The following is an 8,505-nucleotide window of genomic DNA, read 5'->3' as shown; positions in this document are numbered from 1 at the left end:
CCTCTTGCGTCCCCGCCTCTTGCGTCCCCGCCTCTTGCGTCCCCGCCTCGTGTGTCCCCGCCTCGTGCGAAAACCCAGACCATGCCGCGGCGCCTCGGCGCGTCCAGGCCGGACACGCCTCGAGGGCATCGGATGGTCTGGGTTTTGGCATACCGACCACGGCTGAGGGACATGCCCAGGGGTGGGTTCTAGGCTTGAGGTGTGAGCGAGTACATCGTCCGTCCGGCGCGCAGCGCCGACATCGTCGGCATCCGTGACCTGCTGCAGCCGCTCGTCGAACAGCGCATCCTGCTCGGCAAAGACCTGGCGGTGCTGTATGGCGCGGTGCAGGAGTTCGTCGTCGCAGAGGCCGATGGCGTGCTGATCGGATGCGGTGCGCTGCACGTGTTCTGGGAAGACCTCGGCGAGGTGCGCACTCTGCTCGTGCGCGACGACTGGCTGCACCACGGTGTCGGGCGCGCGATCGTCGACCGCCTGGAGGAGAACGCCAAGACGCTCGGCCTGACCCGCCTGTTCTGCCTCACGTTCGAGGTCGACTTCTTCGGGCGGCGCGGTTACACCCCGATCGGCGAGCAGGTGGTCGACTCGGACGTGTACTCGCAGCTGTTGCGCAGCGGTGACGCGGGTGTGGAGGAGTTCCTCGACCTCGCCCACGTCAAGCCGAACACGCTCGGCAACACGCGCATGCTCAAGGTGCTCTGACCACGCACGTTCGTCCGCGTGTGCCGTGGGGCCTCCCAGGCTGAGCGCGGCGGATCGCTTAGCCTGGAGTCATGCCCCGTCGCTCTGCCGCCGTCTACCGTCGTCGGCGACTGGTCGTCATCCTCGGTCTCATCCTCGCCGTCGCCGCGATCGGCATCGGCGCCTGGTTGCTGATCGCCCGCCCGTGGGCCTCGGCCGACACGTCATCGACGCCGACGTCCACCCCCTCCACGTCGCCGTCACCGTCCGCGGGCGCGACGACCGAGGGGCAGTCGCCCTCTCCCGATCCCTCCTCCGAGCAGACGCCGGCGATCGTCGCCTGCGAGGCGGCGGACATCGAGGTCGCCGCCGTGACCGACGCCGAGAGCTATGCGCCCGGCGTTCTGCCGAAGCTCTCGATCTCGCTGACCAACAAGGGCACGAAGGACTGCACGCTCGACGTCGGTTCCGCCACCCAGGCGTTCACGATCTCCAGCGGCTCGGACGAATGGTGGCGTTCGACCGACTGCCAGGAGAACCCGAGCAGCATGATCGCCACGCTCACGGCGGGTACCACGGTCACGAGCAAGGACCCCGTCACCTGGGATCGCACCCGGTCGAGTGTCGAGACCTGTGCCCAGGAGAATCGACAGCGAGCGCCTGGGGGCGGAGCCTCGTACCACGTCGAGGTATCCATCGGCGGTTTCACGAGCCCCTCGAGCGCGCAGATCCTGCTCTACTGAACGACGTCGCACCGACGACCGATCGCTGCGCAGCTCCGTCCCGCTGAGTTCGAAGCGATCTCAGACGGCGCCTTCGAAATCCGTCGTCGCTCGACGGGTATCGCACGAAATGGAGCGATGTCGCCTGCCTTCGCCGCACGATGCTGACATCCCCCACTCTTTGGGATACCATAGAAGCGACTCTCCGCATCTGCGGCAACAAGCCATCCCCAGTGGCGTCGAACTACAGCGTCCCCAGCGCTTCGACATCGCCGCACGAGAGTCCGAGGGCCCTCTCGAGTACCCCAGTCCCCAATGTGGGACTCGAGAGGGCCCCAATCGTCTCCGCTGTCGGATCGGCACTCTGAGCCCGGCGCTCTGCATAAGCTGGATGCATGGCAGCGAAGAAGGCGAAGTCCGGAAAGAACAAGCCGGCACCCGAGGATTTCCGTTCGGACGCTCTGGCGCAGGCTCTGGAGAAGCAGGATGTCGCTGCGGTCGCGCTCGCCCTCCGGCACGGCACCACGATCGTCCCGCTCATCAAGCCCGGCGCGCGGGACAACCCTCTCGACAGCGGCGAGGTGTGGACGTATCGCGACCCGAACACCGGTGACCTCGCCCTGCTGCTCTTCAGCGACGCGAAGAACAAGCCTGCCAACCTGCCTCCAGGAGTGGGCATCTACAGCGCGGACTGGCTGCGGAAGTTCCTCGCGGCGCACCCGATCACGACGGTGTTCCTCGATATCGCCGGACCGCACCCGATGCAGGCCGATCCCGCTGAGCTGCTCAAGGCGCTCGACGCCTGACACGCGACGCCTGACACACGGCGTCAGCCCCTCCATGCCTGACCTTCGACGTCAAAACCGCGACGCGGAAGCGCGGGCGGTCAGAACGGGGGGATGTCGCGGTCGGATCGGCGTGAGGTGTTGCGCGCGCGTACATCGCTCAGCGCGGCTCGGAGCGTCTTCGAACGATCGTCGACCACCTGCTCATAGCCGAGGCGCGCGGCCTCGGAGCGTCGCTGGGCCGCCTGCGTGACCGGCCTGATCTCCCCGGCGAGGCTCAGCTCGCCCACCGCCGCGACCGTGCGCGGAACCGAGATCTGCTGGATGGAACCCGCCACGGCGATGGCGATCGCGAGGTCGGCCGCGGGTTCGGTGAAGCGCACACCGCCGACCGTGGACACGTAGACGTCGAGGCTGCCGGTCGCGATGCCGGCTCTCTTCTCGAGGATGGCCAGCACCATGGCGACCCGCGAGGAGTCGACGCCGTGCACGATGCGGCGCGGGTTCGGGGCGTTGCTCGGCACCGTGAGCGCCTGCACCTCGACGGGAAGGGCGCGTCGACCCTCGAGCGAGATCGCCACGCACGTGCCTGGCTCGGTCGCCCCCTGCGAGAGGAAGAGCCCTGAGGGGTCTGGCACCTCGGCGATGCCGTCGCCGGTCATCTCGAAGCAGCCCACCTCGTCGGTCGGACCGAAGCGGTTCTTGAGCGCGCGGACGAAGCGCAGCGAGGTCTGCCGGTCGCCCTCGAAGTGACACACCACGTCGACGAGGTGCTCGAGCACACGGGGCCCGGCGACCTGACCGTCCTTTGTCACGTGGCCGACGATGATGATCGGCAGGTCGCGATCCTTGGCGATGCGGATCAGTGTGGCAGCCACCTCTCGCACCTGGCTGGGCTGCCCGGCGGCGCCGTCGATCAGGGACGACGAGACGGTCTGCACCGAGTCGACGATCACGAGCTGCGGCTTGACCTCGTCGATGTGGCCGAGGATGGTCGCCAGATCGGTCTCGCTCGCGAGATACAGCTCGTCGTGCAGCGCGCCAGTGCGCTCGGCGCGCAGGCGCACCTGACCGGGGGATTCCTCGGCGCTCGCGTAGAGCACACGGCGTCCGCCGCGAGCCGCCTGCGCTGCCACCTCGAGCAGAAGCGTGGACTTGCCGACGCCGGGTTCACCGCTGAGCAGGATCGCCGCCCCCGGCACGATGCCGCCGCCGAGGACACGGTCGAACTCGCCGACGCCGCTCGAACGACGCGGTGCATCCTGCGTCGTGATCTGCGTGATGGGCCGGGCGGCACGGTCGGCCGTCGGCGCGACCGGCCCCACCCGACGGAGGATGCCGGTCTGCGCTGCCTGCTCCTGCACCGTTCCCCACTGCTGGCACTCGCCGCAGCGTCCGACCCACTTGGCGGTGGTCCACCCGCATTCCGTGCACACGTACGCAGGAGGAGCGGGTTTCCGGGTGGCCATGCCCCCAGGCTATCGCCGGCATCAGACATCCCTATCGGCCAGGTGTTTATTCACGGCCCATCCTCTCGGCAAACTCGCAGTGTCGCGGGATACTGGGTTCATGGCCAACGGCGGGCCCGTCTGCGGGCCGATCTCGAGCTACTCCCGGGTGCAGATCCTGCACTTGCTCTTCGAAGCGGGAAGTTCGCAGACCCGGGGCGAGCTCTCCATCACCCAGCTGTGCGAAGCCACAGGGCTGCACCCCAACACGATCCGCGAGCACCTGCAGCGCCTGATCGAGGGCGGCTACGTGATCCCGACGATCGAGCACCGCACGACACGGGGCCGACCGCGCACGCTGTACAGCGCGGCGACCGGAGCGCCAGGGGCCTCCAGTCCCGTGGCCCGAGACAAGGCGAAGGCGGCCGCCCGCCGTGGCGACCTGATGCGGAGCATGCTCCCCGACGCGGCGTCCGGACTCGGTCGCGAAGCCACCTATCAGCTCGATGCGCTCGTCGAGCACCTGGAGGAGAGCGGCTTCGAGCCCGTGCTCGACGACCGCAGTCTCACGGTCGACCTCAGCCCGTGCCCGCACGCCGCCGGACGGTCGGAGGACCGCCCGATGCTGTGCCGCGTGCACCTGGAACTCATGCAAGGCGTCCTGAACGAGGCAGGCGGACCGCTCGAAGCCGAGTGCGTGCGCGACGCTGTCCTCCCGTCGGACTGCACCGTGCAGCTGCGCGACACCACCGCGCCGCTGGTCGAGGGAACGCTGCGTCACAGCACGAAGCAGCGGCACCACAGAACAGGAGTCGTGCATGGAATGGCTTGATCCGCTCGCTCTGGCCCGATGGCAGTTCGGCCTGACGACCGTCTACCACTACCTCTTCGTGCCGCTCACGATCGGCATGGCGCTGGTCGCGGCGATCTTCCAGACCGCGTGGGTGCGCACCGGCAAGGTGCAGTACCTGCACCTGACCCGCTTCTTCGGGAAGATCTTCCTGATCAACTTCGCCATGGGCGTCGTCACCGGCATCGTGCAGGAGTTCCAGTTCGGCATGAACTGGTCCGACTACTCCCGCTTCGTCGGTGACGTGTTCGGCGCCCCGCTCGCCTTCGAGGGCCTGCTGGCCTTCTTCTTCGAGGCGACCTTCATCGGCCTCTGGATCTTCGGCTGGGACAAGCTCCCGCAGAAGCTGCACCTCGCCACGATCTGGTGCGTCTCGATCGGCAGCATCCTGTCGGCGTACTTCATCATCGCCGCCAACGCCTTCATGCAGAACCCCGTCGGGTACACGTTCAACGAGGCGACCAACCGCGCCGAGCTGACCGACTTCTGGGCGCTGCTGACCAACCCCGTCGCGCTCGCCGCGTTCCCGCACACGATCTTCGGTGCGTTCATGTTCGCCGCCGGTGTCGTGATCTCGGTCTCGGCCTGGCACCTCTCGCGCGGCCAGCACTTCGACACCATGCGCATCTCGCTCAAGTTCGGGCTCTGGGCCATGATCGTCTCGACCGCGGGCGTCGTGCTCACGGGCGACCAGCTGGGCCTCGCGATGTACGCTGCGCAGCCCATGAAGATGGCGGCGGCCGAGGCCACGTTCAACACGGTCTGCGGTCCCGATGCCTCGTTCAGCATCTTCACGCTCGGCACCCCGGACGGCAGCTCCGAACTGTTCTCCATCCGCGTGCCGTATCTGCTCTCGCTGCTGTCGACACACACCCTCGACGCGTGTGTGCACGGCATCAACGATCTGAACGCCGAGTACGCGCAGACCTACGCCGCCACCGGTCTGACCGACTTCGCCCCGGTGCTGTGGATCACGTACTGGGCCTTCCGCTGGATGATCGGCCTGGGCATCGCCGCGGCGCTCGTCGCCGTCGCGGGCCTCTGGGTCACCCGCAAGGGCGCCAAGAAGCCGGTCGCACCGTGGATGTGGAAGGTCGCCATCTGGTCGTTCCCGCTCGCGCTGGCCGCCAACATCATGGGCTGGGTCTTCACCGAGATGGGCAGACAGCCCTGGATCGTGTTCGGGCTGATGACGACGCAGGACGGTGTCTCGCCGGGCGTCAGCGGGCTCGAGGTGCTGATATCGCTCATCGCGTTCACCGCGATCTATGCGGCGCTCGCCGTCGTGGAGATCCGCCTCATCATCCGGGCCGCCCAGAAGGGGCCCGACACCGAAGAGAAGCCGCATGACGAGACGGCCCAGCTGCCGTCGGTCGTCTACTGAGAGGGAGGAGCATCATGGATCTCGCAACACTCTGGTTCTTCATCGTCGCCTTCTTCTTCGTCGGCTACTTCGTCCTGGACGGCTTCGATTTCGGAGTCGGCATGTCCCTGCCGTTCCTCGGCAAGAACGACGTCTCGCGCCGACAGGTCATCAACACGATCGGCCCGGTCTGGGATCTCAACGAGACCTGGGTCATCGTGGCCGGCGCCGTGCTGTTCGCGTCGTTCCCCGAGTGGTACGCCACGCTGTTCAGCGGCTTCTATCTGCCGCTGCTGCTGATCCTGCTCGCGCTGATCCTGCGCGGTGTCTCGTTCGAGTACCGGCACCAGCGCGACAGCGCGAAGTGGAAGGCCGGCTTCGACCGGATGATCGTGATCGGCTCGGTCGTTCCCGCGCTGCTGTGGGGTGTGGCGTTCGGCAACATCGTGCAGGGCGTCGCGATCGACGAGAACCACATCTTCGTCGGCGGCTTCTTCTCCCTGCTGAACCCCTACGCACTGCTGGTGGGCGTCACCACGCTGCTGCTCTTCTTCCTGCACGGGGTGCTGTTCGTGGCACTCAAGACCGATGGTCAGGTGCATGAGGATGCGCAGAAGCTCGCGAAGAAGGCCGCCATCCCGACGATCCTCGTCGCAGCCGCGACGGTGATCTGGACGGTCGCGATCGCGATGGGCCGCGAGGCTCCGCTGCTCTGGCTGGTCATCGCAGCCGGTGCGCTCGCGGCGGTCAGCCTGATCGCGGCGGTCGGCTTCTCGCTCGTCCGTCGCGACGGGTGGGCGTTCTTCGCCGGCATGCTCACGGTCATGTTCGCCGTGGTCATGCTGTTCTCCGCCCTGTTCCCGTACGTGATGCCGTCGACGATCGACCCGGCCTACAGCCTCACGATCGCCAACGCCTCGAGCACCCCGTACACGCTGCAGATCATGAGCTGGACGGCCCTGATCGCGATGCCGCTCGTGCTCGCGTACCAGGCGTGGACCTACTGGGTGTTCCGCAAGCGCGTCACCCGGAAATCCATCGAGGGGGCTCCGGCGCACGCGTGAAACCCGTCGATCCGAGACTGCTGCGATACGCGGGTGCCGCGAGGGGTTTCCTCGCGGCATCCGCGTTGATCGGCGTCGTCCAGACGGCGGTCACGATCGCCTTCGCGTGGCTGCTGACCGACGCGATCACGGGGGCGCTCGCGGGGCGTGACGTCACCTCGTCGCTGCTCTGGCTGCTGCTCACGGCTCTGCTGCGCGGCCTGCTCATCGCGGCCTCGGATGCCGCGGGCACACGGGCGGCAGCCAAGACGGGGATGCAGCTGCGCACGGCGCTCGTGGCTGCGGTCGGGAGGCTCGGGCCAGGGTGGCTCGCGCAGCGCAATCAGACGGCGCTCGCGGTCACGGCCGGTCACGGGCTCGAAGCTCTCGACGCCTACTTCGCCCGGTACATCCCGCAGCTCGTGCTGACCGTGATCGCGACGCCGGTGCTCGTCGCGGTCATGTGGTGGCAGGACTGGCCGAGCGGACTCACCGCAGTGATCACGCTGCCGCTGATCCCGTTGTTCCTCATCCTGATCGGCATGGCGACCCGCACCGTGCAGACCCGGCAGTGGCAGACGCTGCAGCGCCTCGCGGCACGCTTCGCCGACACGGTGCAGGGGCTGTCGACGCTGCGACTGTTCGGACGCGACCGGCGTGCGGCCGACCGCATCGAGGTCACCGCCGACGAGTACCGCCGCGAGACCATGAAGGTGCTGCGGTTCTCGTTCCTGTCCGGCTTCGCGATGGAGCTGCTGGCCTCGATCGCGGTGGCCCTGATCGCGGTGTCGGTCGGCTTCCGGCTGCTGTCGGGCGATCTGACCCTCGAGGTGGGGCTGTTCGTGCTGCTGCTCGCTCCCGAGGCGTTCCTGCCCATCCGGCAGGTGGGGGTGCAGTTCCACGCGGCGGCCGAGGGGGTCGCGGCGACGGAGGACGTGTTCGAGGTGCTCGATGCGGCGGGGGAGCGCGCGCGGATGCAGGAGCTTTCGACGGATGTCGGAGGAATCGCCGCCGAAACCCCCGGCATCCGTGAATCGGTCATGCATGTGGACACCACCGTGGAACCGGCGAACGGCGGAAACCTCGTGGTCGAGGGTCTGCGGGTTCGCGACCTGCCGTCCGTGTCGTTCGCAGCCGGGCCGGGGACCATCACGGTCATCGAGGGGCCGAGCGGGTCGGGGAAGTCGTCGCTGCTGGCGGCACTCCGGGGCGCGGTCGAGTTCGAGGGGACGGCGTTCTACGGCGGCGCGGACGTGCGGGGGATCGCGCCGTCGGTGTGGCTCGCCTGGGCCGGACAGGCACCTGGACTGACGCGCGGGACCGTGGCGGCGAACGTCACCCTCGGTGATCCTGTGCCGGACGCAGGTCGGGTGCGCGCTGCGCTCGACGACGCCTGCGCCGAGGGGATCGACCCCGCGCTGGAGCTCGGCGTGCAGGGGGCGGGACTGTCGGGCGGGCAGGCGCAGCGGGTGGCCGTCGCCCGCGCCCTGTATCGCCAGGCAACCGCGTCCGGACGGGTGCTCGCACTCGATGAGCCGTCGAGTGCGCTCGACCCCGAGACCGAGGACCGGCTGTGGCGATCGTTGCGCGAGAAGGCGGACGCCGGGGCGACG

General features: G+C 68.3%; 8 protein-coding genes. 7 read left to right on the top strand and 1 reads right to left on the bottom strand.

Annotated elements, in window-relative coordinates:
• Positions 1-201: 201 nt before the first annotated feature.
• The 3 genes from AX744_RS12215 (at position 202) to AX744_RS12205 (ending at position 2,209) form a co-directional block, all read left to right on the top strand.
• The gene (locus tag AX744_RS12215) at positions 202-702 is read left to right on the top strand and encodes an amino-acid N-acetyltransferase (RefSeq protein WP_046747600.1); all 501 of its coding nucleotides are present in this window, start codon (positions 202-204) and stop codon (positions 700-702) included.
• 71 nt (positions 703-773) lie between these two features.
• On the top strand, positions 774-1,424 hold the full coding sequence (locus AX744_RS12210; RefSeq protein WP_046747601.1) for a hypothetical protein: 651 nt from the start codon (positions 774-776) through the stop codon (positions 1,422-1,424).
• Positions 1,425-1,798: 374 nt separating this feature from the next.
• Positions 1,799-2,209 (top strand): hypothetical protein, encoded by a 411-nt coding sequence (locus tag AX744_RS12205; RefSeq protein ID WP_046747602.1) that lies wholly within the window; start codon positions 1,799-1,801, stop codon positions 2,207-2,209.
• 80 nt (positions 2,210-2,289) lie between these two features.
• Here AX744_RS12205 and radA read toward each other — a convergent pair whose 3' ends face one another.
• A complete protein-coding gene (radA, locus tag AX744_RS12200; RefSeq protein WP_058630739.1) occupies positions 2,290-3,657 on the bottom strand; it encodes a DNA repair protein RadA in 1,368 nt (455 codons plus the stop codon).
• Positions 3,658-3,757: 100 nt separating this feature from the next.
• Between radA and AX744_RS12195 the strand changes: the two genes are divergently transcribed.
• The 4 genes from AX744_RS12195 to cydD form a co-directional block, all read left to right on the top strand.
• A complete protein-coding gene (locus AX744_RS12195; RefSeq protein WP_029259881.1) occupies positions 3,758-4,468 on the top strand; it encodes a helix-turn-helix transcriptional regulator in 711 nt (236 codons plus the stop codon).
• Positions 4,455-5,870, top strand: a complete 1,416-nt coding sequence (locus AX744_RS12190) for a cytochrome ubiquinol oxidase subunit I (RefSeq protein ID WP_029259882.1) — start codon at positions 4,455-4,457, stop codon at positions 5,868-5,870. The genes AX744_RS12195 and AX744_RS12190 overlap by 14 nt, the downstream gene beginning before the upstream one ends.
• 14 nt (positions 5,871-5,884) lie before the next feature.
• Positions 5,885-6,913, top strand: coding sequence for a cytochrome d ubiquinol oxidase subunit II (cydB, locus tag AX744_RS12185; RefSeq protein ID WP_029259883.1), 1,029 nt, complete (start codon positions 5,885-5,887; stop codon positions 6,911-6,913).
• On the top strand, positions 6,910-8,505 hold a 1,596-nt coding region (cydD, locus tag AX744_RS12180), incomplete at its 3' end, for a thiol reductant ABC exporter subunit CydD (RefSeq protein WP_061017145.1). The genes cydB and cydD, both read left to right, overlap by 4 nt.

Origin of the sequence: Microbacterium sp. CCH5-D1 (assembly GCF_001557335.1) — a bacterium.
Lineage (GTDB): Bacteria > Actinomycetota > Actinomycetes > Actinomycetales > Microbacteriaceae > Microbacterium > Microbacterium oxydans.
This window is presented reverse-complemented; position numbering and strand designations above follow the sequence as displayed.

What these genes read in the sequence shown, in the direction of transcription:
- AX744_RS12210 (WP_046747601.1), top strand. Translation starts at nt 774, where the DNA reads ATGCCCCGTCGCTCTGCCGCCGTCTACCGTCGTCGGCGACTGGTCGTC.
- AX744_RS12205 (WP_046747602.1), top strand. Translation starts at nt 1,799, where the DNA reads ATGGCAGCGAAGAAGGCGAAGTCCGGAAAGAACAAGCCGGCACCCGAG.
- radA (WP_058630739.1), bottom strand. Translation starts at nt 3,657, where the DNA reads ATGGCCACCCGGAAACCCGCTCCTCCTGCGTACGTGTGCACGGAATGC.
- AX744_RS12195 (WP_029259881.1), top strand. Translation starts at nt 3,758, where the DNA reads ATGGCCAACGGCGGGCCCGTCTGCGGGCCGATCTCGAGCTACTCCCGG.
- AX744_RS12190 (WP_029259882.1), top strand. Translation starts at nt 4,455, where the DNA reads ATGGAATGGCTTGATCCGCTCGCTCTGGCCCGATGGCAGTTCGGCCTG.
- cydB (WP_029259883.1), top strand. Translation starts at nt 5,885, where the DNA reads ATGGATCTCGCAACACTCTGGTTCTTCATCGTCGCCTTCTTCTTCGTC.